Annotated in this window: 19 protein-coding genes; 12 read left to right on the top strand and 7 right to left on the bottom strand. The window is 67.5% G+C overall.

Going from position 1 to position 20836, the window contains the following annotated elements:
- Window positions 1-255: 255 nt before the first annotated feature.
- Genes CAL28_RS17265 through CAL28_RS17255 form a run of 3 tightly spaced genes read left to right on the top strand, consistent with a single transcriptional unit; the run spans window position 256 to window position 2960 of the window.
- A complete protein-coding gene (locus CAL28_RS17265; RefSeq protein ID WP_094842517.1) occupies window positions 256-1038 on the top strand; it encodes an SDR family oxidoreductase in 783 nt (260 codons plus the stop codon).
- Window positions 1039-1093: 55 nt separating this feature from the next.
- Window positions 1094-2032: a 3-hydroxyacyl-CoA dehydrogenase gene (locus tag CAL28_RS17260; RefSeq protein WP_094842516.1), complete on the top strand. Its 939-nt coding sequence runs from the start codon at window positions 1094-1096 to the stop codon at window positions 2030-2032.
- Window positions 2025-2960: a 3-keto-5-aminohexanoate cleavage protein gene (locus CAL28_RS17255; RefSeq protein ID WP_094842515.1), complete on the top strand. Its 936-nt coding sequence runs from the start codon at window positions 2025-2027 to the stop codon at window positions 2958-2960. Before CAL28_RS17260 ends, CAL28_RS17255 begins: the two co-directional genes overlap by 8 nt.
- A 102-nt stretch (window positions 2961-3062) precedes the next feature.
- Here the strand turns inward: CAL28_RS17255 and CAL28_RS17250 are convergent, their stop codons facing one another.
- A complete protein-coding gene (locus CAL28_RS17250) occupies window positions 3063-3767 on the bottom strand; it encodes a GntR family transcriptional regulator (RefSeq protein WP_094842514.1) in 705 nt (234 codons plus the stop codon).
- A gap of 227 nt (window positions 3768-3994) precedes the next feature.
- On the opposite strand from CAL28_RS17250, the gene CAL28_RS17245 reads away from it, so the two are divergent.
- Genes CAL28_RS17245 through CAL28_RS17230 form a run of 4 tightly spaced genes read left to right on the top strand, consistent with a single transcriptional unit; the run spans window position 3995 to window position 8246 of the window.
- Window positions 3995-4810 (top strand): transketolase, encoded by an 816-nt coding sequence (locus CAL28_RS17245; RefSeq protein WP_094844687.1) that lies wholly within the window; start codon window positions 3995-3997, stop codon window positions 4808-4810.
- Between the two features lie 2 nt (window positions 4811-4812).
- A complete protein-coding gene (locus tag CAL28_RS17240; protein WP_094842513.1) occupies window positions 4813-5838 on the top strand; it encodes a transketolase family protein in 1026 nt (341 codons plus the stop codon).
- Complete coding sequence (locus CAL28_RS17235) at window positions 5835-6635, top strand: shikimate dehydrogenase family protein (RefSeq protein ID WP_094842512.1); 801 nt, start codon at window positions 5835-5837, stop codon at window positions 6633-6635. Before CAL28_RS17240 ends, CAL28_RS17235 begins: the two co-directional genes overlap by 4 nt.
- Before the next feature lie 9 nt (window positions 6636-6644).
- Window positions 6645-8246 carry a GMC family oxidoreductase gene (locus CAL28_RS17230; protein ID WP_094842511.1) on the top strand — a complete coding sequence of 534 codons (1602 nt, stop codon included), beginning with the start codon at window positions 6645-6647 and terminating at the stop codon, window positions 8244-8246.
- 59 nt (window positions 8247-8305) lie between these two features.
- Here the strand turns inward: CAL28_RS17230 and CAL28_RS17225 are convergent, their stop codons facing one another.
- On the bottom strand, window positions 8306-8929 hold the full coding sequence (locus CAL28_RS17225) for a hypothetical protein (RefSeq protein WP_094842510.1): 624 nt from the start codon (window positions 8927-8929) through the stop codon (window positions 8306-8308).
- Window positions 8930-9091: 162 nt separating this feature from the next.
- Between CAL28_RS17225 and CAL28_RS17220 the strand changes: the two genes are divergently transcribed.
- From CAL28_RS17220 to CAL28_RS17210, 3 genes are read left to right on the top strand one after another with little or no spacing between them, the layout of a single operon-like run.
- Window positions 9092-9817 carry an ABC transporter ATP-binding protein gene (locus CAL28_RS17220; protein ID WP_094842509.1) on the top strand — a complete coding sequence of 242 codons (726 nt, stop codon included), beginning with the start codon at window positions 9092-9094 and terminating at the stop codon, window positions 9815-9817.
- Complete coding sequence (locus tag CAL28_RS17215; protein ID WP_094842508.1) at window positions 9814-12288, top strand: ABC transporter permease; 2475 nt, start codon at window positions 9814-9816, stop codon at window positions 12286-12288. The genes CAL28_RS17220 and CAL28_RS17215 overlap by 4 nt, the downstream gene beginning before the upstream one ends.
- Window positions 12289-12302: 14 nt before the next feature.
- The gene (locus CAL28_RS17210; RefSeq protein ID WP_094842507.1) at window positions 12303-13379 is read left to right on the top strand and encodes a lipocalin-like domain-containing protein; all 1077 of its coding nucleotides are present in this window, start codon (window positions 12303-12305) and stop codon (window positions 13377-13379) included.
- Between the two features lie 33 nt (window positions 13380-13412).
- Here CAL28_RS17210 and CAL28_RS17205 read toward each other — a convergent pair whose 3' ends face one another.
- The 5 genes from CAL28_RS17205 to CAL28_RS17185 all read right to left on the bottom strand — a co-directional run bounded on the left by CAL28_RS17205 (window position 13413) and on the right by CAL28_RS17185 (window position 18467).
- Window positions 13413-14393 carry a Bug family tripartite tricarboxylate transporter substrate binding protein gene (locus tag CAL28_RS17205; protein ID WP_176464027.1) on the bottom strand — a complete coding sequence of 327 codons (981 nt, stop codon included), beginning with the start codon at window positions 14391-14393 and terminating at the stop codon, window positions 13413-13415.
- Between the two features lie 40 nt (window positions 14394-14433).
- Window positions 14434-15117, bottom strand: a complete 684-nt coding sequence (locus CAL28_RS17200; RefSeq protein WP_141218209.1) for a DUF4286 family protein — start codon at window positions 15115-15117, stop codon at window positions 14434-14436.
- 72 nt (window positions 15118-15189) lie between these two features.
- Entirely contained in the window at window positions 15190-16164 is a 975-nt protein-coding gene (locus CAL28_RS17195; protein ID WP_094842504.1) for a Bug family tripartite tricarboxylate transporter substrate binding protein, read from the bottom strand.
- A 54-nt stretch (window positions 16165-16218) separates the two neighbouring features.
- Window positions 16219-17691: an MmgE/PrpD family protein gene (locus CAL28_RS17190; RefSeq protein WP_094842503.1), complete on the bottom strand. Its 1473-nt coding sequence runs from the start codon at window positions 17689-17691 to the stop codon at window positions 16219-16221.
- Between the two features lie 5 nt (window positions 17692-17696).
- Window positions 17697-18467, bottom strand: coding sequence for an SDR family NAD(P)-dependent oxidoreductase (locus CAL28_RS17185; RefSeq protein WP_094842502.1), 771 nt, complete (start codon window positions 18465-18467; stop codon window positions 17697-17699).
- A gap of 220 nt (window positions 18468-18687) precedes the next feature.
- Between CAL28_RS17185 and CAL28_RS29560 the strand changes: the two genes are divergently transcribed.
- Together CAL28_RS29560 and CAL28_RS17170 are read left to right on the top strand one after the other, a co-directional pair.
- Window positions 18688-19599, top strand: a complete 912-nt coding sequence (locus CAL28_RS29560) for an IclR family transcriptional regulator (protein ID WP_176464026.1) — start codon at window positions 18688-18690, stop codon at window positions 19597-19599.
- Window positions 19600-19770: 171 nt separating this feature from the next.
- Complete coding sequence (locus CAL28_RS17170; protein ID WP_094842501.1) at window positions 19771-20784, top strand: zinc-binding alcohol dehydrogenase family protein; 1014 nt, start codon at window positions 19771-19773, stop codon at window positions 20782-20784.
- Window positions 20785-20836: the final 52 nt, after the last annotated feature.

Raw genomic sequence — 20836 nt, 5'->3', positions numbered from 1 at the left:
CTGCATAAGGCCGGGCGCGTTTAGCATATATGATATATTTTCCGCGCGGACGATCGAAAGCTGCCCAATTCTGTCGTGGCGCCGGAAGCACGGTAAATGAGGGATTACCCGGCCCGGCTGGAGGCGGCCTGACGGATCGCGTACAGCCAGTCGGAAAGGCGCGCGGCTGCAGTGGGACGATGCCGTGCGCGGGACAGGAAAGGCCATGAACGCGGCGCGCACGGATGCGCCGCGCATGTTAAAGGAGACAAGCGCATGTTCGACGAAGTCGATTTCCGCGGCAGGAAAGTACTGATTACGGCGGGCGCGGACGGCCTGGGATGGGAGATGACCCGGCTGTTCCACCGGGCGGGCGCGGATGTGATGATCTGCGACGTCAACGAGGCGCGGCTGGCCGAGGCGGCCGGCGAACTACCGGGGCTGCGTGCGGTGCGGGCCGATGTCGCCGACGAGGCCAGCGTGGCCGCGCTGTTCCAGGCGGTGGCCGGCGAATTGGGCGGCCTGGACGTCCTGGTCAACAACGCCGGCATCGCCGGCCCCACGGGTGCCGTCGAAACGCTCTCCAAGGCCGATTGGGATCGCACGCTCGCCGTCAACATCACCGGGCAATTCCTTTGCGCCCGCCTGGCCGTGCCCTTGCTGAAGCAGTCCCGGGCGGGCGTCATGATCAATCTGTCGTCGGCGGCGGGACATCTGGCGTTTCCCGGACGGTCCGCGTACGCGGCGTCCAAATGGGCGGTCGTGGGCTTTACCAAGACGCTGGCGCTGGAACTGGGCCCCTACGGCATCCGCGTCAATGCGATTCTGCCCGGCGCGGTGGAAGGCCCGCGTATCCGCGCCGTGATCGATGCGAAGGCGCGCGCGCTGGGACGGCCCGTGGCGGAGATTGCCGGCCAGTACGAAAGCCAGGCGGCGCTGGGCCGCATGGTCACGGCGCGGGACGTGGCGAATATGGTGTTGTTCAACGCCAGCGAGGCGGCGGGCAGTATCTCCGGCCAGGCCATCGCGGTCGACGGCTTCACGCAAAAGCTTTACTAGAGCCGGTTAACAAAGCCGGTTGAACAAGCTGGTTAACGCTGAAAGGAGACGCTCCATGCCTACCGCTGCCATCGTCGGCGCGGGACTGGTCGGGCAAGGCTGGGCCATCGTATTCGCGCGGGCGGGCTGGCAGGTCCGCCTGTACGACGTGGCCGCCGACCGCCTGGCCGAAGCCCGCGAATTGGTCGAACAGCAATTGCATGCGCTGCAGGCGCACGGACTGCTGCGGGATGCGGCCGGCATCGCCGTGCGCGTGCGGACGGCGGACACGCTGGATGCGGCGCTCGCCGACGCGAGCTATGTGCAGGAGAACTCGCCGGAACGGCTGGACGTCAAGCGCGCCTTGTTCGGCGAGCTGGATGCGTTGGCTGCGCCCGAAACCATCCTCGCCAGTTCCACATCCAGCATTCCCGCCAGCCTGTTTACGGAGCATCTGGCGCATCGTCACCGCTGCCTGGTGGCGCACCCCGTGAATCCGCCGCATGTCATTCCGGTGGTGGAAATCAGCGGCGCGCCATGGACCAGCAGCGAGGCCGTCGCGCGAACGCGGGAGATCCTCGATGCGGTAGGCCAGCGGCCCGTGGTGGTGCGCAAGGAAATCGAAGGATTTATCCTGAATCGCCTGCAGGGTGCCTTGCTGCAGGAGGCCTTTCGCCTGGTCCGCGACGGTATTGCCAGCGTCGAGGATATCGATACGACGATCAAGGATGGGCTGGGACTGCGCTGGTCGTTCATGGGCCCGCTGGAAACCATAGACCTGAATGCCCCCGGCGGGATCGCCGACTATTGCGAGCGCTACGGCCCGATGTACGCTTCCATAGGCGCGACGCAGGCCGATTGCCCGGCCTGGGACGGCGCGCTGGTCGAGACGCTGTCGCGCGAACGGCGCGATGCGCTTGCGGCCGCCGATCTGGCATCGCGCCGTTTCTGGCGCGACGAACAACTGATGCGCTTGATGCGCCATAAACAGCGGAATGGAGAGACGGATGGCTAAAGCCAAGCAGAAGGTAATCATTACCTGCGCCGTGACCGGCGCGATCCACACGCCCAGCATGTCGCCGCATCTGCCCGTGACGGCCGATGAGATTGCCGAAGCGGCGATCGGCGCGGCTCGCGCCGGCGCGGCCGTGCTGCATCTGCACGCGCGCGATCCCGGGAACGGCAAGCCTTCGCAGGATCCGGCGCTGTTCGAGCCTTTCCTCAAGCGCATCAAGCAGGAAACCGATGCCGTCATCAATATCACGACGGGTGGCAGCCCCCATATGACGGTGGAGGAGCGCATGCGCCCCGCGGCCACATTCAAGCCGGAGGTCGCTTCGCTGAATATGGGCTCGATGAACTTCGGCCTGTTTCCCATGCTGGATCGCTTCAAGGAGTTCCAGCACGACTGGGAGCGCGAGCACCTGGAGAACAGCCGGTCGCTGATCTTTCGCAATACCTACCAGGACATCGAAACCATCCTGTCGATCGGCAACGCCAACGGCACGCGCTTCGAGTTCGAGTGCTATGACATCAGCCACCTGTACAACCTGAAGCACTTCGTCGACCGCGGCCTGGTGAAATCGCCGCCGTTCATCCAGTCGGTGTTCGGCATCCTGGGCGGCATCGGGCCGCACCCGGAAGACCTGATGCACATGAAGCGCACGGCCGACCGCCTGTTCGGCAGCGATTATGAATGGTCCATCCTGGGGGCCGGACGCAACCAGATTCCGCTGGCCACGATAGGGGCGGCGATGGGCTCGAATGTGCGTGTCGGGCTGGAGGATTCGCTTTGGATCGGCCCGGGCCGCTTGGCGGAGTCCAACCGGATGCAGGTAGAGCGCATCCGCACCATTCTGGAGGCGCTGAACCTGGAGATCGCGACGCCGGATGACGCGCGCGAGAAGCTGGGGTTGAAGGGCAGGGAGAACGTCGCCTTTTAGGCGGGGCAGCGCGCCATCCGCCGGTAACCGGCGCGATGGCGTTCTGGGCAATGGCGGTCGCGCGGAACGTGTGCCGCCGGAACGGAATGCCGCCGGTAGCGCTTAGCGGCCGCGCGCGGCGGCGGCCGCTTCCTGTTCCTGTTCTTTTTCGACCAGCCAGTCGATCATGATTTTGCCGCCCCAGACCAGGTCGGCCTGGATGGCCTTGGCGGCCGCATCCGGATTGCGCGCTTTCAGCGCCGCCAGCACCGCTTCGTGCCGATGCTGGCCGCCGGAATAATCCAGTCCGGCCGTCTTCACGTGGAAGACCTTCAGGATGGGGCCGGTGATGACCCAGAACGATTCCACCGTATTGCGCAGGATCGGCATCCGGCTGGCTTCCAGGATGGCGAAGTGGAATTTGCGGTTCAGGTAGCTGGCGCGCTTGGGATCGCTGGAGGTGCAGGCGATGAACTGCTGCTGCAGGGCGACGAGATTATCCAACTGCGCACGGGTGATTTTGGTCGCCGCCTCGGCGGCCCCCATGCCTTCCAGATGAAAGCGGATTTGCTGGATTTCGCGCAGCTTTTCCGAATTGACGTAGGGCACATAGACCGCCGTCGCAGCCTGCATTTCCAGGCCCTGTTCGCTGATCAAACGGAAGATCGCTTCACGCACCGGCGTGATGGAGACGCCCAGTTCCTGGGCCAGTTCGCCGATGATGAGCCGCTCTCCCGGCTCGTACTGGCCGTTGATGAGCGCTTCCCGTATTTCGGTATAGACCCGGACCGACAGGTTCTCTTTTTTGACGGGCTTGAGGTTGGTCATGGCGCGAACTGCGAGCCGCTGGTGAAGAAGGACGGAATTCTAGCGCGCGGTGGTGCTTTTCCCGACGGGTGGCTATATTATATATCATATATCACGTACCCAACGATAATCGGAGGCAGGCCATGGTCGACGCTGTTCCCTCTGGCGGGCAAAACCCGGGCGAGCCGCGCGGGCCTTCCGGCGCCGTCGATGCGGCCGCGCAAGGCGTCGATCCAACCCTGATCGCCATGCTGCGGGAAAAGGCCCGCTTCATCCGGCTGGAGACGATCCGGCTGATCGAAATCGCCAAGGTGGGGCACTACAGTTCGGTCTTCTCCTGCGCGGAGATCTTCGCGGCCTTGTACTACGGCGTCATGCGGCTGCGCCATGGGGAGCCGCGCTGGGCAGGGCGCGACCGTTTCCTTATGGGAAAAGGCCATGCGGCGGTGGGACTGTTCCCCGTGCTGGTCGACCACGGCTTTATTGCGCGGGAATTGCTGGACGGCTATACCCGGCTGGGCAGTCCGCTGGGAGACCATCCCGATATGACCAAGGTGCCCGGCATCGATTTCAGTTCGGGGTCGATCGGCCATGCCTTGTCCAACGGCGCGGGCATCGCCCTGGGCGGGCGCCTGCGCGACGAGGATTTCAATGTTTTCGTGATGCTCGGGGACGGCGAAATGCAGGAAGGGCAGGTGTGGGAGGCCGCGCTGTTCGCGGCCCATCACAAGCTGTCGCGCCTGATCGCCATCGTCGATCGCAATGGGTATCAGCTGGATGGCAAGGTGGATGACGTCATCGGCATCGAATCGCTGAAGGACAAATGGTCGGCCTTCGGATGGCGGGTGCATGAAGTCGATGGACACGACCTCGGTGCGCTGACCGCGCTGCTGCGCCGGCTGAAGGCCGACACGGCGCGGTCCGGCCCTGCCTGCGTGATCGCCCATACCGTGAAGGGCAAGGGCGTCGGCTTCATGGAAACCGAACCGGGATGGCACCTGGGTTATCTGGCGCCGGCCGATGCCAGGGCCGCCATGGACGAAATCCTGGCGCGGGAGATCTGAACATGACCGATGCAATCCCGCAACCGCCGCGAGCCGGGCATCCCTTGTCGCCCGAGTCCTGGCAGTATCGCGCCCTGAACGCCGTGACGCCCGGCCTGGCCTGGCTGGCCGACGCCCTGATCGAGCTGACCCGCGACGGCCATCCCGTCGTTGCCGGGTCGGCGGACCTGCAGCACTCCAATGGGCTGGCGCGCTATGCCGAGGCCTATCCGGACCGCTATATACAGTTCGGCATTTCGGAGCAGAACATGGTGTCCGTCGCGGCGGGGCTGGCCGCCACGGGCCATATGCCTTTCGTCGCGACCTTCGCATCCTTCCTGGGACTGCTGTGCTGCGAACAGATCCGCATGGACGTGGCCTACACGCGCCTGCCGGTGCGGCTGATCGGCCATCACACGGGCATCAGCCTCGGGTTCTACGGAACCTCGCATCACGCCACGGAAGATATCTCCACCATGCGGGCCATCGCCGGGCTGACGGTGGTATCGCCGGCCGACGGCCCCCAGCTGGCGGCCGCCATCAAGGCGTCGGTCGACTGGCCCGAACCCATCTATTTTCGTATCGGCCGCGGCCGCGACCCGCAGGTCTACGACGCGAATGCGCCTTTCGTCTTCGGCAAGGCCATTGTGCACGAGGTCGGCAGCGACGCGACGCTGGTGGCTTGCGGTATCACCGTCAGGGCGGCGCTCGACGCCGCGGCGTCCTTGCGGCGGGAAGGATATTCCGTGGGCGTGATCGATATGCCGACGATCAAGCCGCTGGATCGCGAGGCCGTCCTGGCCGCGTGCGCGCGGGCCCCGTTGATGATGACTGTCGAAGAACACAACGTGCTCGGGGGATTGGGCTCGGCCGTGGCGGAGGTATTGGCCGAAGCCGGCGGCGGTACGCGGCTGGTGCGGCATGGGATCTATGATGAGTACAGCCTGATCGCGCCGCCGGCGACGCTTTATGCGCATTACAAGCTGGACGCCGACGGTATCCGCGAGACGGTCCTGAGCCACATACAAAAGAACGGAGACAAACGATGACGCCCATCAGCGGCAAGACGCGGGTCTACGGCATCCTGGCCGATCCCATCCACCACGTGCAGGCGCCCCAGCGCTTGAACGAGTATTTCGCCTCTATCGGCTTCGATGGCGTGATGATCCCGATCCACGTGCGCCCGGATAATCTTCCCGCGGTGGTGGCCGGCCTGCGCGGCATGGAAAACCTGGGCGGCCTGGTGGTGACGGTACCGCACAAGACGGCCATTCTCGCGTTGTGCGACGAGGCCTCGGAGGTGACGCGCAAGATTGGCGCGGCCAATGTGGTGCGCCGCGATGCCGGCGGTCGCCTCGTGGCCACCATGCTCGATGGCGAAGGATTCGTGGGCGGCCTGCGGGCCGAGGGCAAGGCGGTGGAAGGCAAGACGGCCTACCTGGCCGGTGCCGGCGGCGCCGCCAACGCCATTGCGTTCGCGCTGGTCGGGGCCGGGGTGACGCGGCTGACCGTGGCCAATCGCACGCGCGCGAAGGCGGAGGACCTGCGCCAGCGCATCCTGGCGCTCCATCCCGCGGCGGACGTTCGCGTCGGCTCGGAGGACCCCGGCGACCACGACCTGGTGGTCAACGCCACGTCGCTGGGCATGCGCCAGGGCGACGCGCTGCCCCTGGATGTATCGAGGCTGGCGCCGCGGCAGCTGGTCTGCGAGGTGATCATGCAGCCGCGCGAAACCCCGCTGCTGCTGGCCGCGCGCGAACGCGGCTGCGCGATCCAGTATGGCGCGCCCATGCTGGCGGCGCAGGTCGCGCTGATGGCGGACTTCATGGGCGCGCGGGCGGCCTAGCGACGCGCGATGGAAACCTACGATTTCATCATCGCGGGCGGCGGTACGGCCGGCTGCATTCTTGCCAACCGGCTGACGGCCGATGGCCGCTACCGGGTACTGATGCTGGAAGCCGGCCGCGACGGCGCGAATATGTGGGTGTCCATACCGGCGGGCTTCAGCAAGCTGTTGGTCGACCCCGTCTACAACTGGCGTTTCCAGACCGAGCCGGAAGAAAACGTCTGCAACCGCGTTATCTCCGTGCCGCGCGGCCGCGGTGTGGGCGGTTCCACATTGATCAACGGCGGCATCTATGTGCGCGGGCAGCCCGGCGATTACGACGGCTGGGAGCGCGCCGGCGCGACGGGGTGGTCATATCGCGATGTCGAGCCGTATTTCCGCAAGCTCGAAGACTTCCCCCGGGGCGAAGCGTCGCGGGGGAAGGGCGGCCCGATGCATGTGTCGCGGGTGCGCGAACGTTTTCCCGTGGCCGATGCCTTCCTGGCCGCCGCGCGGCAGGACGGCCAGCGCATCAATCCCGACTACAACGCCGACGACCAGGAAGGCTTCGGCTACTACCAGGTCCTGCAGCACCGCGGGCGCCGCTGGACGGTGGTGGACGGCTATCTGCAGCCGGCGCGCCGGCGCCCGAACCTGCATATCGTCGCGGGCGCCCATGTAACGCGGCTTTTGTTCGAAGGCGGGCGCTGCGTCGGCGTGCAGTATCGCAAGGGCGTTGGCGAAGTCGTGGCGCGGGCGGGCATCGAGACGCTGCTCTGCATGGGCGCGGTGCAATCGCCGCAGATGCTGGAGCTCTCGGGTATCGGCGATCCGCAACGCCTGCGGGCGCTGGGGATACCCATGGTGCACGCGCTGCCCGAGGTGGGCGAGAACTACCGCGAGCACTATGCGACACGCATGAATTGGCGCGTCAAGGGCACGGTGACCTTGAACGAAATGTCGCGTGGCTGGCGGCTGGTGCATCAACTGGGAAAATACTACGCCGCGCGGCGCGGCATCCTGACCTTGGGCACGGGCCTGGTGCACGGTTTCATCAAGACCCTGCCCGACATGCCGTCGCCGGATGCGCAATTCTTCTTCGTGCACGCCAGCTATGCCAATGCGGCGGAACGCATCCTGGACCGCCATCCGGGCATGACTTTGGGGGTGGCGCAGCTGCGTCCCCGCTCGGTCGGAAGTATCCATATCAGGGCGGCCAGTCCCTACGAGCCGCCCGCCATACGGCCGAATTTCCTGAGCGCGGAAGTGGACCGGACCTGCCTGATCGAGGCCATGCGGATTGGCCGGCGCATCGTTGGACAGGCCGCGCTGCGCGAGTACGTGGCCGAGGAAACCAGCCCGGGCGCGGCGGTGGAGAGCGATGACGAGTGGCTGGAGTTTGCGCGCCGGAATGGCCAGACCATCTATCACCCGGTCGGTACCTGCCGCATGGGTTCGGACGAAGGTGCCGTGACCGATCCGCGCCTGCGCGTCCGCGGGTTGGCGGGCTTGCGCGTGGTGGATGCTTCGGTGATGCCGGCCATGGTATCGGGTAATACCCAGGCGGCGGTGATGATGGTGGCGGAGAAGGGTGCCGATATGATCCTGGAGGACGCCCGCCGTGCGCAGTGAGCGGTTCCGCGACGCGGGGAAGTGGCGGGCGCCACGCGCAGGATCGCCGCGGCCGCGGCTTATGCCGAGGCGCTCATCGCCCACGCTTGCAGGTAGCGTTCGTAGTTGACGACATCGTCGTCCGGGTCTTGCGCGCCATTGCCGTCGGTCGGGCATGCCTGGCGGCCGGAGGCGGCGGCGCCTTTGGCCGGCTCGTCATTTGCCAGGCTCACGACCAAGCCGCCGAGGAATTCCGCGAAGGCATTCAGCACACGGTGCCATACGCCGATGGTTTGGCAGACGCCGGTGCCGGTGCTTTCCCCGGCGCTTTGCGTTGGGGATTGCGCGGGAGCTTGGGGGGCGGATTGCGCGATCTGGCGTCGCGAGCGCGGCGCGGCGGTATTGTCCGATAGGACGCCGCCGGCGGGTAGGCTGCGGTCGGCGGCGGTATGGCCCTGGTGGCAGGGCGCCAGCAGTATGGTGCCGGCTTTTATTTTCATCCCGTCCACCGCGTCTCGTGCTTCGCGGCTTTGCAGAGGAGCTGCCGGTGACGGGTTGCCGTCTTGGCTGAGAATCTCCACAAGCCGTTCATAACCGCGCGTGTTCCGCAGATTGTCGCCCGTGACATGGCCCGAGGTATCGATTTTCGATTTGTCCGTGGGCGTCAGGGGGTAATAGCAGGTAGGGGTGCCAGATATGTTCACGTGTTTCTCCTTGCGATGAGGATCGCGTCGGCTGAGTGCGGCACCCTATGCGAAAGTTCCTGGCATGCGCCCCGGTTACGATAGGAGCGCGGCGCGCCATCGCCCGGCCCTTCGATGCCTGGCGAACGTGCCGCCGCAGGGCGTGCTGTCCAGGAGTCTCGCTTGCTTATCGTCGAAGACCTGCATAAGTCGTTTGGCACCGCGCAGGGCAGCCTGCCCGTGTTGCGCGGCGTGAATCTGCGCCTGCGCGCCGGCGAAAGCCTTGCCTTGATGGGGGAATCGGGGAGCGGCAAGAGCACGCTGTTGCATGTGATCGCCGGCCTGGAGCGTCCCGACGGCGGACGCGTCGTGGTGGACGGCACGGCTTTGCATGGGCGCGGGGAAGCCGGCCTGGCGCGCTGGCGCAGGACCGGCATCGGCCTGGTTTTCCAGCAGTACAACCTTTTGGGCAGCCTGGACGTCGCGGCCAACCTGGGCTTCCAGGCCAGGCTGGCGGGGCGCCACGATGCCGCATGGCTCGCGCACCTGACCGATCGGCTCGGCCTGTCGGCGCTGCTGTCGCGCTACCCCGAACAATTGTCCGGCGGTCAGCAGCAGCGCGTGGCCATCGGGCGCGCCCTGGCTCATCGTCCCGCCTTCCTGCTGGCCGACGAGCCCACGGGCAGCCTGGACGAAGCCAGTAGCGATGCCGTGCTGGATCTTTTGCTGGAACTGGTGCGCGACGCGGGCAGCGCGCTCCTGATGGTGACGCACAGCGCGCGGCTGGCGGCGCGTTTGTCGCGTCGGCTGACGCTGCATCTGGGCCGGGTATGCGCGGACGATGGCGATGAGGCCGATGCCGACGGCGATCGTGCCGGGCCGGGCACGATAACCGGCGATCAACGATGAACGTCTTCCTGTCCTGCCTGCGCGCCCTGGCCGGGCACTGGCGGCGCCACCCGCTTCAATGCGCCAGCATCCTCTGCGGCCTGTGGCTGGCCACGGCCCTGTGGAGCGGCGTCCAGGCCCTGAACGCCCAGGCCAGGGAGGATTACGCCCGTGCCAGCGCCGTGCTGGCCGCGCCTGCCCAGGCGCAATGGCTGCCCCGCCGGGGCGGGCTGCTGGACCAGGACGTATACGTGCGGCTGCGCCTGGCCGGTCACGCGGTTTCGCCGGTGCTGCAGGGGCGGCTGCGCTTTCCCGGCGATCCGCCGTTGACGCTGCGGGTGCTGGGCATCGAACCCCTGAGCCTGCCGGCCGGAACCGCGATCGCCGGCCGCGCGGTGTCGTCCTTCGACCTTGCCGCGTTCATCGGCGCGCCGGGGCAGGCCTGGGTGGGACCGGATACCTTGCAACGCTTGCGCATGCGGGATGGCGATATACCGGTCACGATCGACGGCGAACGCTTGCCGCCGCTGCGACTGCAGGCGAGCCTGGCGCCCGGCGTCATCGTGATGGATATCGGCCATGCCCAAGCGTTGCTGCACGAGAACGGCAGGATTTCGCGCCTGCTCGTGGCGGACGATGCGGCGCGCGACCCGCCCGCGCCCTGGTCGGATGTGCTGGTCGCGGCGCGTCCGGAGGACCGCCAGGACCTGGACCGGCTGACCGCCAGCTTTCACCTGAACCTGGCGGCCCTTGGCATGCTGGCCTTCATCGTCGGCCTGTTCATCGTGCACGCCTCCATCGGGTTGGCGCTGGAGCAGCGGCGCGGCTTGCTGCGTACCCTTCGGGCCCTGGGTGTCGGCGTACCGGCGCTGGTGTCCGCGCTGGCGCTGGAGCTCGGTCTGTTCGCGCTGGCCGGCGGCCTGGCCGGCGTGGCCAGCGGCTACGTGCTGGCGGGATTGCTGCTGGGCGATATGGCTGCCAGCCTGCGCGGGCTGTATGGCGCGGAGGTGGCCGGGCATTTGAGCCTGCCGGCGTGGTGGTGGGTGGCGGGTATCGGCATGACCTTGCTGGGTGTCCTTGCCGCGGGCACCGACAGCCTGGTGCGCGCCGCGCGCCTGCCCTTGCTGGCGGTGGCGCGTCCGCAGGCCTGGCGCGGGGCGCAGGCCATCTCGCAGCGGCGGCAGGCCATCGCCGCCGGTGTGCTGGCCCTGGTCGCGGCGGGATGCGCGGCCTGGGGCGATAACCTCGCAAGCGCTTTCGCGATGCAGGCAGCCATCCTGCTGGCATCGGCCTTGTTGCTGCCGTCGCTGCTGGACGGTGTGCTGGCCTGGAGCGCACGGCACGTGCGCGGTCCGCTGGGGACCTGGTTCATTGCCGACAGCCGGCAGCAATTGCCGGCCTTGAGCCTGGCGTTGATGGCATTGCTGCTCGCGCTGGGCGCCAGCGTCGGCGTGGGCAGCATGACGGACGGTTTTCGCCGGACCTTCGTGACCTGGCTGGACCAGCGCCTGTCGGCGGATATCTACCTGAATCCCCGCGACAGCGCGCAGGGGTTGGATGCCGCGGACTGGCTGTCGTCGCAGCCGGGCGTGCGCGCGGTGCTGCCGCAGTGGCGCGCGATGACGGCGGTGCGTGGCTGGCCGCTCGAATTGCAGGGTGTCATCGATCATCCGGAAACGCGGCGGCAATGGCCCTTGCTGCAGCGGACGCCGGACGCGTGGCAGCTGATGGCGGCCGGACGCGGCGTGATGGTCAGCGAGCAGTTGGCGCGCCGGCTGCATCTGCGTCTGATGGATAAGCTTGCGCTGTTCGAAACCGTGCCCGATGCGCCGCCGGCCTTTGTCGTAACGGCGATCTACGCGGACTACGGCAATCCGCGCGGCCACGTGCTGATGGATGCCGGCGTGCTGCGCCGATACGATCCGCAGGCGACGCTGCGCAGCGTGAACGTGTATGCCGATACCGGCCAGCTCCCGGTGCTGCGCGCGGCGCTGGAGGCGCGCTATGGCGGCGATGGCATGCAGGTGGTGGACCAGGCGTCCATCAAACTGTGGTCGACGCAGGTGTTCGAGCGGACCTTCGCCGCGACCGGTGCCTTGAATGCCCTGACGCTGGCCGTGGCGGGCATTGCCTTGTTCATCAGCCTGCTGACCTTAAGCCAGGGGCGGCTGGCACAGCTGGCGCCGTTGTGGGCCCTGGGCGTGCCGCGCGCGCGGCTGGCCTGGCTGGCGCTCGGCCAGGTGCTGACCTTATCGCTGATGACGGTGCTGTTCGCCATACCGCTGGGCGTGCTGCTGGCCTGGACGCTGGTGGCGGTGGTGAATGTGCAGGCATTCGGCTGGCGGCTGCCGTTGTATGTGTTTCCCGGCCAGCTGCTGGCGCTTGCGGGTTTGGGACTGGCGACCAGTGTGCTGGCTGCCGCGTGGCCGGTGTGGCAGCTGCGCCGGCGGCAGCCGGCGGAATTGCTGAGGCGGTTCGCCGATGAAACCTAGATCGCTCCTTGCCGATGAAACGTAGATCGCTCGTGCTCGCGCCCATGGCGCTTTTGCTGCTGGCCTCGTGCGACGACCGCAAGGCGCGCCAGCCGCGCGCGGGCTATGCCGGGCTGGGGCAGGATGCCTCGGCATATGCACAAGTGGAGCGGGGGCGTTCGCTGCGTTTTCCGGCGGACCATGGTCCGCATGACGGCTATCGCATCGAATGGTGGTACGTGACGGCCGATCTGACGGACGAAGACGGGCATGACTGGGGCGTGCAATGGACGCTGTTCCGCTCGGCGTTGCGGCCAGGTCCCGACCGGCCGGATTGGGAGAGCGCCAATGTCTGGATGGCCCACGCGGCGTTGACCGATGCGCGGGAGCACCAGTTCGCCGAGAAATTGGCGCGCGGCGGCATCGGCCAGGCAGGCGTGCAAGCGCAACCCTTTCACGCCTGGATAGACGACTGGTCGTTGGCAGGCGCGGACATCGACCATGTGACGATGCGGGCCAACGGCAAGGATTTTTCGTATGAACTGACGCTGGACAGCCAGGGCCCGCTGGTGCTGCATGGGGACGCCGGGTACAGCGAAAAGTCGGGGCAGGGCCAGGCATCCTATTACTACAGCCAGCCGTTCTATCTGGTCAGCGGTGAAATCGAACGGGCCGGCAAGCGCCATCGTGTGCAGGGCCGGGCCTGGCTGGACCGCGAGTGGAGCAGCCAGCCCTTGTCGGCCAATCAGCAGGGATGGGACTGGTTTTCCCTGCATCTGGCGTCGGGCGCGAAGCTGATGCTGTTCCAGGTGCGGCAGACGGATGAGCCGCCGTATCGGGCGGGAACGTGGATCGCCGCCGACGGCCGCACCGTCGCGCTGCGGCCAGGGCAAATCCAGTTGGATCCGCTGGACTGGACCCGGCAGGACGATGGCCGACGGGTGCCGACGCGCTGGCGCGTGAGGGTGGCAGGCGTGCCGGGGGCCGATGTGGACGTGACGGTGGACGCCCTGCAGCCACGGGCGTGGATGGGGACGTCCTTTCCGTATTGGGAGGGACCGGTGCGTCTCGCCCCCGCCGGGAGCGGCTACCTGGAAATGACCGGATATTGATACGGGAGCGGCACGCGCACGTGCTCGCCGCCGTTATTCCGGCTTGATCCCCGCCTCCTGCACGACGCGCTTCCAGCGCGCCGCTTCTTCCGTGACCAGCTTCGCGTAGCCCGCGCTGTCGCGGTAGGCGGTCTCCGCGCCCTGGCCCTTCAGGCGTTCCCCCAGGCCCGGTTCCCGCAGCGCCTTGCGGGCTGCCGCTTCCAGCGTCTGGATCGCCTGGGGCGGCGTGCCGGCCGGCGCATGCAGGCCCACCCAGCCGAACACCGTGGCCTTGGGATAGCCGAGCTCGCCGACCGTGGGCACATCGGGCAGCAGCGCGATGCGCTGCGGGCTGGTGACGGCCAGCGCGCGCAGCTTGCCGGCCTGCACTTGCGGCAGCGCGGCCGGCAGCGATGGGGTGGCTACCTGCGCCTCGCCGCTGACCGCGGCCATCAGGGCCGGCCCCGCGCCTTTGTACGGGATATGCGTCCACTTCAGGCCCGTTTCCAGCCGCAGCGCTTCGCCTGCCAGATGCAACGGAGAACCGATGCCGCCGGAACTGAAGTTGATCTTGCCCGGTTCCTTTTCGGTCAGTGCGATCAGCTCTTTCAGCGTATGCGCCTTCAGTGCCGGATTCACGACCAGCAGGTGCGGTACCGTGACGAACAGCGTGACGGCCTTCAGGTCCTTGGCCGGGTCGAAAGGCATGCTGGGGTACAGGCTGGGCGCGGTGGCCACGCTGGCATCGCTGACGAGCAGCGTGTAGCCGTCCGGCGTGGCGCGCGCCACATAGGCCATGGCGGTCTGCCCGCCCGCGCCGGCCTTGTTTTCCACCACGATGGATTGGCCCAGGAGCGGTCCCATGGCCTGCGCGAGGTTTCGCGCGATCACGTCGGTCGTGCCGCCTGGCGGATAAGGCACGACCCATGTAATGGCGCGATCGGGATAGCCGGCGGCGTGGCCCGCCTGCATGACGGCCAGCAGGGCCAGCGCGGCGAACCAGCGCGCGGGGATGAAAGTGGCAGCGTGCATCATGTATGTCTCCTTATTGTTGTGTACCGGTAATGATGCCGTATCAACGGCCGGGTTCCGATACTTCGTAAAGCAGGGCATAAACCCCGTAGGCTTCTTCCGACCATCCTCCTTGCGCCAGCGCGCGGGTGGCGAACAGATCGTCGCGCAAGGCGCGCAGGTCTTCGGGGCGGGTGGCCTCGATCAGCACCAGGTGATCCACCCTGGCGTCGCCGACGCCGGTCACTCGCACGGCATCCATGCGCTCGCGCACTTCGGGCGCGGCTTGCAGGCTGTGCGCGCCGACCACGGCATGCCGCGCCATGGCGCCGCGCAGGCGCTCCTCCAGCCAGGCATGCGCGGCAGCCGGGTCCTTGCCGTCATCCGGCCGCAGCCGCAGGCTGGCCGCCACCGCTCCCAGGCCGCGCCCGTGCGTGGCGCGGACGCGGAAGGTGTTGCGCGCGACATTGGAAAAGCCGGCGCGAATGCGCTTGGATTGCTCGCTGATCTTGCCCACCAGCCGCAGATATCCCTCGCTGGCCAAGGCGTCGGGCGTATCCGCCTCGAACAGCGTCAGGTAGCGTGGCGTTCCCTCCAGTGCCTGGTAGCGGCGGGCGCGCCGATAGCCGCCGATGTCGATACGCTCGGGCATGTGTTCCTCGATGTACCAGGCATCGGTTTCCCGGTCCAGGGCCGGATCGACGTCTATCCACAGCGCCAGCGCGCCGGTTCCCATCATTGCTGCCATTGCGATTCCTCGTCACGTGATGCGGTCGATTGCGCGGGACGCCGATCCGACGCCGCCTGTCCGCAAGTCGATTCAATCCACCTTGATGCCGGCTTTCTTGATCAGCGCCGACCAGCGTGCGTAATCGTCGCGGACGATGCCGGCAAAGGCCTGGGGCGGCGTGTACATGGGCTCGGCGCCGACGGCGGCCAGTTTCTGCTGGATGCCGGGGTCTTCCACGGCCTGCTTCAATGCCTGGGCCAGCTTGTCGATGACGGCGGGGGGCGTGCCGGCCGGCGCGATCACGCCATTCCAGGTGGTGACGAATACGCCGGGCAGGCCCGATTCCTTCATCGTCGGGACATCCGGCAAGGCCGCCGAGCGCTTGTCGCCGGTAACGGCCAGGGCGTGCAGCTTGCCCGCCTTGATCAGCGTGACCGCCGAGGGCAGCGTGGCGAACATCGCGTCGACATGGCCGCCCGTGAGGTCGACCAGCGCCGGGCCGCCGCCCTTGTACGGAATATGCGTGACCTTTACACCGGCCTCGGTCTGGTAGAGCTCCGCCGTCAGGTGATTGGTGCTGCCCTGGCCCGACGAGGCGAAGGTCAGTCCCTTGGGTTTCGTCTTGGCCTGCGCCGTCAGGTCCGCCAGCGTGGCGGCCTTGACGCTGGGGCCGACGACGAGCACGTTGGGGAATTGCGCAACGATGGATACCGGCGTGAAATCCTTGGTCGGGTCGTAGGGCAGGGTGCCGTACAACGTGGGGCTCATGGCGATCTCATTCGTCGTGCCGAGCAGCAAGGTATAGCCGTCCGGCGCCGAATGGGCGACGAAGGACGCGCCTATGGTGCCGGTGGCGCCGCCGCGGTTTTCCACGATGACGGGCTGGCCCAGGGAGACCGATAGTTTCTCGGCGATGGGACGGGCGATGATGTCGGCCACGCCGCCAGGCGGGAAGGGCACGATAAGGTGTATGGGCTTGTCCGGGTAGGTCTGCGCCGCCGCCGCCAGCGGGAAGATCAGCGCCGCGGCGAGCCATGCGGCCCGTTTGAGGGTAAGTCCTGTCATGTCAGTCTCCTGGTCGGCGATGTCGCCGTATCCGTGTAGTTATCGTTGTCGGGATCAATCGCGCGCCAGCAGCGGCGTGAAGTCGCGTATGTCCTTGTAGTTGTCCAACCGCAGTACCGCATCGCGCAGTGCGTATGCGCGCTTGTGCCCCAGCACCGGCTCGGCATAGGCCAGGAACTTGTGGGACAGTTCTTCGTCGCTCAAGGCCAGCCGGGGATGTCCGGGCGGATAAGGGCACATGCGCTGCAGCGTCGTGCCGTCGCGCAGGTGCAGCTCGATGCCGCCGCCTGCCGCCTGCGGCCAGCGCGTGTCCAGTTCCGGATCGGCTTGCAGGACGACTTTGCCCAGCAGATCGCGCAGCGCAGGGTCCGTCAGCACCTGCGCCTGGAATTGCGCCTCGCCGCAGGCGCCGTCGCGCAACGCGATCGCGGCGCAGAAATAGAAGCTGTGCTGGGCGCTTTCGATGCCGGTCGGATAGCGGCGATCCGGATGGGCCGAGGGCGTGCGCAGCGCGAAGCCGGGCAGGCGCACAACGATGCGCTCGATGGCATCGGGCGCGGGCAATCCCTGGCGATGCAGGTCGATGGCGGCACGCACCGGTGCCGAGGCGGTGGCGACCACCGGATAGGGTTTGACGCTGGTCTCGAGCAACCGATAGCGCCCATCGAAGGGGGCGGTCAAGGCTGCCGCATCGAATTCACCGGCGGTCTGGCCCGCGACGGTTTCCACCCAACCGTTGGGCCCTTCCAGCAGTCCCAGCGGCCCCGTCATGCCATGGCCCGCCAGCAGCGCGGCTTCGACGCCGGCCTTGGCGACCCAGGCTTCCGCCGTGGCCTTGATCATGGAAATGGCGCCGCTCTGCAATTGCGCCAGCGTGTTCTGGTGGCTGCCCGCGATCGCCATGGCGTGCGCCGTCCGGTCCGGGTCCAGGCCGGCCAGCCGCGCGGCCAGGGCCGCGCTGGAAAACTGCGCATTGGTGCCGTGATGCCAGCCGCGCCGCCACAGCGAGGGCTCGCCGGCATGATCGGCCAGCCGCAGGTGCACTTCATAGGCGCCCACCAGCGCCGCGATCAGCGTCTTGCCGTCACGCCCCTGGCGTTCGGCCATGGCCAGGGCCGGCGCGAGGTTGCCGCTGGGATGCGCGGGGTCGCGCCCGAAGTAGTAGTCGTTGCTGTCCAGGTAGCGCAGCAGGCCGCCGTTGACCAGCGTGGCCAGCGCGACCGACGTTTTCAGTCCGCTGCCGATCAGCGTGGCCTGAGGCGCGCCGCCGATGTCATCGGCGAAACGGCGCAGCGCTGCCGCGACATCGCTTTCCATGGCCCCGAAGGCGCAACCCAGCGTGTCCAGGATCAGGCGCTTGGCGTAGTGGACCACTTCTGGCGGCAGGGCCTCGTAGTGCACGTCGTGGACGAAGGCCGCCAGGCGTTGCAGTACGGTGCAAGCCGGACGGTCGCCGGGCTCGTTGGCGGAGGGCGCCTGCGGCCGTGGGGAAATGGCGGCCCCGGTCGGGGCGGACGGCGTGGCCATGGCGGTCAGAACGCGAAGCGGCTGGAACCGCCATCCACGGGGATCACAGTGCCGGTGACGTAGCTGGCCAGCGGCGAGGCCAGGAAGAGGGCGACGGCCGCGATTTCCTCCGGCTCGCCGAAGCGGCCGACGGGAATTTCCGCCTGGGCGTATTCGCGCTCGCTTTCGGCGGTGGGGTAGCGCTTGGCGATCTGCTCGCTGCGGATACGGCCGGGTTGCAGGCAGTTCATCGTGATGCCGAAGGGTGCGACTTCCCGGGACAGTCCCTTGGACCACACATGCACGGCGGCCTTGGCGGTGAAGGCGGCGTTCAGCATGCGGGGTTCCGACGTGCCCGTGAAGGTGACGATACGGCCCCAGCCATGCTGCTTCATGCCCGGCACGACGGCGTGGGTAAGCTCGCGGATACGGAAGAAGTTCAGCAGCATGCCTTCGTGCCATTGGTCCCGCGTGGCTTCGAAGGGTACCGGGCGGCTGGCGCCGGCCGCGTTCATCAGAATGTCGACGCGGCCGAGCAGGCGCTGCGCTTCGGCGGCCACGCGCTCGGGCGCGTCTTCGTCGTAGAAGTCGGCCTGCAGCGGGATGATCTTGCCGCCCTTGCCCTGGCTGGCCACCTGCTCGGCGATTTCGGCGGCGCTTTTCTCCACGAGTTCGACGCGGCGCGCCACGGCCACCACGTTCGCGCCGGACAGCGCCAGCAGGCGTGCGGTGGTGCGGCCTATGCCTTGGCTGGCACCCGTGACCAGGGCGGTGCGTCCTTCGAAGTTCAATTCCATCGTGTCTCTCTACGGGAAAGTTGGCCGGCCCGAAGGGCCGGCGATGCCGGGCGTTGCGTGGGCCGCCGCCCGCTGTTATTCTGGAGATGTCTCACTGAATGAGACATCAGTCCGATTAATGATAATTCTGCGGCTGGCGTGGCACGCTTGTCAACGTCGGGTTTTCGCCAGCGCGGCTTTTACAATCCGGCCGGACCGATACAGGCAGACTTGGAACGCGATGAAACAGACCAGGAACGAGGGCTCCGCCGTGCGGCCGGCACAAGGCGGCCGGGACGGGGAAAAGAAAAGCGCCGGGCGCCCGCCGCGGGCAAAGGCCGCGGATGCGCCGGAAGCGGAACGCGGCGGGGAGCCTGCCGGCGAAGGCAAGGAAACCAGTACGGTCAAGCGCATCCTGCTGTTGCTGCAATGCCTGGTCGACCATCCGGGCGAATCCGCGCAGGCGCTGGCGCAGCGGCTGAACCTGCCGCGCAGCACCGTCCATCGCCTGTTGGCCACGCTGCGCGACAACGACTACGCCGGGCATGAACCCGGCGGCACGTTCGGTCCCGGCCTGGAGATCTACCGCATGGCGGCCAAACTGGGCGGCCACATGCCTTACCGGCGCCTGGCCGAGCCCTATCTGCAGGCCCTGTCCGAGCGCTTCCACGAGACCTCGCTGCTGACGCTGCTGGAGCGCCGGCAACTGAAGATGTTCCATGCGGCAAGCGGATCTCCTGACGATCCCATGCGCTACAACATCGGGCTGAATGTGCTGGAACCGCTGGTCTGGGGCGCCACCGCGCGGGTAATACTGGCCTATCTCAGCCCGGCGGAAATCGACGCCGCGATCGCGGCGAGCGGCCCGTCGCCGGTGCAGGGACTGACGCCGGATGAAGCGGACATCAAGGCGGCGCTGGCTCGCATCCGGCAGGATGGGCACGCAGTCACGAATTCGCACCGCACGCCGAACACGGTAGGGGTGGGGGCCCCGTTCTTCGATGCCGAAGGCCAGGTGGTGGGCAGCCTGGGCTTCCTGATCCCGACCTTTCGCTGGGAGCAGTCGGACGCGCAGCATATTGTCGGCGCCTTGCGGCATGCCGCGGATGCCCTGTCGGCGCAACTGGGATACCGGGCGACAGCGGCGCGCTGACCGCGCCGCGCCGGGACGCTATGCCGCCGGCCCGCCCACGCGGCACGCGGGCCGCGGATGCCGATCGGGGATTATCCTGGATACAGTGCAGCTCTTGTCGCGCCACGGCGCTTTTTCCCTCCGCGCCCACCCGACATAATCGCCGCCATCCATCCCGATGCAGAGGTAATCATGAAAGCCATCGTCTACGACCAGGCCGGCCTGGAGCCGGAAGATCCCCGCGCGCTCTACGACACCGACATCGCGGTGCCCAAGCCGGGGCCGCGCGACCTGCTGGTACGCATCCATGCCATCGCCGTGAATCCGGTCGACACCAAGGTCCGGCGCGGGGTCGCGCCGGACGGGCCGCGCGTCCTGGGCTGGGACGCGGCGGGCGTGGTGACGGAGGTCGGCGAAGACGTATCGCTGTTCAAGCCAGGCGACGAGGTCTTCTACGCGGGTTCCTTCCTGCGGCCCGGATGCAACGCCGAATACGGCCTCGTCGACGAACGTATCGCCGGCCACAAGCCCGCCACGCTGGATTTCGCCAACGCGGCCGCGCTGCCGCTGACTTCGCTGACCGCCTGGGAATTGCTATTCGATCGGCTGGGGGTACCGGAAGGCGGCGGGGACGGCCAGACCCTGCTGATCATGGGCGGCGCCGGCGGCGTGGGATCCATCCTGACGCAGATCGCCAGCAAACTGACGCGGATGACCGTTATCGCCACCGCGTCGCGTCCCGAAACCCAGGATTGGGTGCGGCGCCTGGGCGCGCACCACGTTATCGATCACCATCGCGGTCTTATCGATGAGTTGAAGCGGGTGGGCGTGCCGTCGGTCTCGCATGTCGCAAGCCTGACGCACACCGATTCCCACTATCCGCAGCTGGTGGAGGCCCTGGCCCCGCAGGGACGGCTGGCGGTCATCGACGACCCGGCGACGCTGGACGTCATGCCGTTGAAGTGGAAGTGCATATCGCTGCATTGGGAGCTGATGTTCACCCGGTCGTACTACCAGACGCCCGATATGATTCGCCAGCATGAGTACCTGGAGCGCGTGGCGCGCTTGGTGGACCAGGGCGTGCTGCAATCGACCCTGGGCGAACGCTACGGCCGTATCGACGCGGCCAACCTGCGGCGTGCCCATGCGTTGCAGGAAAGCGGCAAGGCGCGCGGCAAGATCGTGCTGGAGGGCTTTGCTGCCTGACGGCAGAACAGGCCTAGAATGTCACTCATGGGCGGCCCGGCCGCCGCTGCCG

This window comes from Bordetella genomosp. 11, assembly GCF_002261215.1.
Taxonomy (GTDB): domain Bacteria; phylum Pseudomonadota; class Gammaproteobacteria; order Burkholderiales; family Burkholderiaceae_B; genus Bordetella_C.
This window is presented reverse-complemented; position numbering and strand designations above follow the sequence as displayed.

Coding starts and splice junctions, on each gene's coding strand:
- CAL28_RS17200 (WP_141218209.1), bottom strand. CDS start 15,117: ATGGCAGCAATGATGGGAACCGGCGCGCTGGCGCTGTGGATAGACGTC.
- CAL28_RS17265 (WP_094842517.1), top strand. CDS start 256: ATGTTCGACGAAGTCGATTTCCGCGGCAGGAAAGTACTGATTACGGCG.
- CAL28_RS17260 (WP_094842516.1), top strand. CDS start 1,094: ATGCCTACCGCTGCCATCGTCGGCGCGGGACTGGTCGGGCAAGGCTGG.
- CAL28_RS17250 (WP_094842514.1), bottom strand. CDS start 3,767: ATGACCAACCTCAAGCCCGTCAAAAAAGAGAACCTGTCGGTCCGGGTC.
- CAL28_RS17190 (WP_094842503.1), bottom strand. CDS start 17,691: ATGGCCACGCCGTCCGCCCCGACCGGGGCCGCCATTTCCCCACGGCCG.
- CAL28_RS17255 (WP_094842515.1), top strand. CDS start 2,025: ATGGCTAAAGCCAAGCAGAAGGTAATCATTACCTGCGCCGTGACCGGC.
- CAL28_RS17230 (WP_094842511.1), top strand. CDS start 6,645: ATGGAAACCTACGATTTCATCATCGCGGGCGGCGGTACGGCCGGCTGC.
- CAL28_RS17245 (WP_094844687.1), top strand. CDS start 3,995: ATGCTGCGGGAAAAGGCCCGCTTCATCCGGCTGGAGACGATCCGGCTG.
- CAL28_RS17210 (WP_094842507.1), top strand. CDS start 12,303: ATGAAACGTAGATCGCTCGTGCTCGCGCCCATGGCGCTTTTGCTGCTG.
- CAL28_RS29560 (WP_176464026.1), top strand. CDS start 18,688: ATGAAACAGACCAGGAACGAGGGCTCCGCCGTGCGGCCGGCACAAGGC.
- CAL28_RS17195 (WP_094842504.1), bottom strand. CDS start 16,164: ATGACAGGACTTACCCTCAAACGGGCCGCATGGCTCGCCGCGGCGCTG.
- CAL28_RS17185 (WP_094842502.1), bottom strand. CDS start 18,467: ATGGAATTGAACTTCGAAGGACGCACCGCCCTGGTCACGGGTGCCAGC.
- CAL28_RS17205 (WP_176464027.1), bottom strand. CDS start 14,393: ATGATGCACGCTGCCACTTTCATCCCCGCGCGCTGGTTCGCCGCGCTG.
- CAL28_RS17215 (WP_094842508.1), top strand. CDS start 9,814: ATGAACGTCTTCCTGTCCTGCCTGCGCGCCCTGGCCGGGCACTGGCGG.
- CAL28_RS17240 (WP_094842513.1), top strand. CDS start 4,813: ATGACCGATGCAATCCCGCAACCGCCGCGAGCCGGGCATCCCTTGTCG.
- CAL28_RS17170 (WP_094842501.1), top strand. CDS start 19,771: ATGAAAGCCATCGTCTACGACCAGGCCGGCCTGGAGCCGGAAGATCCC.
- CAL28_RS17235 (WP_094842512.1), top strand. CDS start 5,835: ATGACGCCCATCAGCGGCAAGACGCGGGTCTACGGCATCCTGGCCGAT.